This window comes from Streptomyces sp. SID14478, from assembly GCF_010548525.1.
In the GTDB taxonomy this organism is placed as follows: Bacteria; Actinomycetota; Actinomycetes; order Streptomycetales; family Streptomycetaceae; genus Streptomyces.
Genome location: NZ_JAAGMG010000535.1, coordinates 1 through 891 on the forward strand (window position 1 = coordinate 1; position 891 = coordinate 891).

General features: G+C 76.2%; 1 protein-coding gene and 1 pseudogene. One reads left to right on the forward strand and one right to left on the reverse strand.

Features of this window, described 5'->3' with window-relative positions:
• Positions 1 to 250: pseudogene (locus G3I40_RS17525) on the forward strand (YihY/virulence factor BrkB family protein); the annotation flags it as partial.
• A 59-nt stretch (positions 251 to 309) separates the two neighbouring features.
• Here G3I40_RS17525 and G3I40_RS17530 read toward each other — a convergent pair.
• On the reverse strand, positions 310 to 891 hold a 582-nt coding region (locus G3I40_RS17530; protein ID WP_164303087.1), incomplete at its 5' end, for an NmrA family transcriptional regulator.

Here is an 891-nt window from a genome sequence, read left to right on the forward strand (position 1 = left end):
CGCCGCGAACGAGCGGGTGCGGCACGCCGCCGCCGCGCAGTACGTGGCCCGCGCGGCCGCCCGCACCGCCCGGCACTCCGGCGACCCGGACGACGCCGAGGACGGCGACGACACCGACGACCCGGACATGCCGTCGGAGTTCCCCGAACGCTGGTCGAAGTTCCTGCCCCCCGAGGACGTGACGTCCCGGCTGCGCACCCACGTGCGCAAGGGCGGCGACCCCGCCCCGCCGGAGGAGCAGGAAGAGTAGGCGCGCGGGCGAAGGGGCCGGCCCACCGGCCCCCTCCCTCACCTGTCCGCGCGCTCAGCTCACTTCCACACGCCCCCGGCCGCCGCCTCCGTCGCGAACCCGCCGAACGCACGCGGCCCGCGCCCCAGCACCCGCGCCACGTCGCCGGTCAGGGACGCGTTGCGGCCGTCGAACAGCGTGCTGAACAGCTCCACCAGGAAGTCGGCCTCCTCCTCGGGCACCCCGAACTCCTGCAGCGCCGATCCGTACCCGGCCACCGGCACCGCCACGTACCGCTTCTCCGTGTCCGTGGCCCCCGCCACCGCCGCGAGCGCCTCGCCCCACGTCAGCAGCTCCGGACCGGTCAGGTCCAGAACCTCGTGCACGTACTTCCCCGAGGGCTCCCGGAGCACCGCCACCGCGACCTCGGCGATGTCCCGCACGTCGAGGAACGGCTCGCGCAGCGCGTCCGGCGCCGCGAACGCCAGCTCCGGCCCGCGCACCTGGTCGAGCAGCGGGCCCTCGCTGAAGTTCTGGTGGAACCACGCGCAGCGCAGGACCGTCCACTGCGCCCCCGACGCCCGCAGCGCCTCCTCGGCGGGCAGCGCCTGGACCTCGCCGCGCGCCGAGAGCAGCACGAGCCGCCGCACACCGAGCGCGAC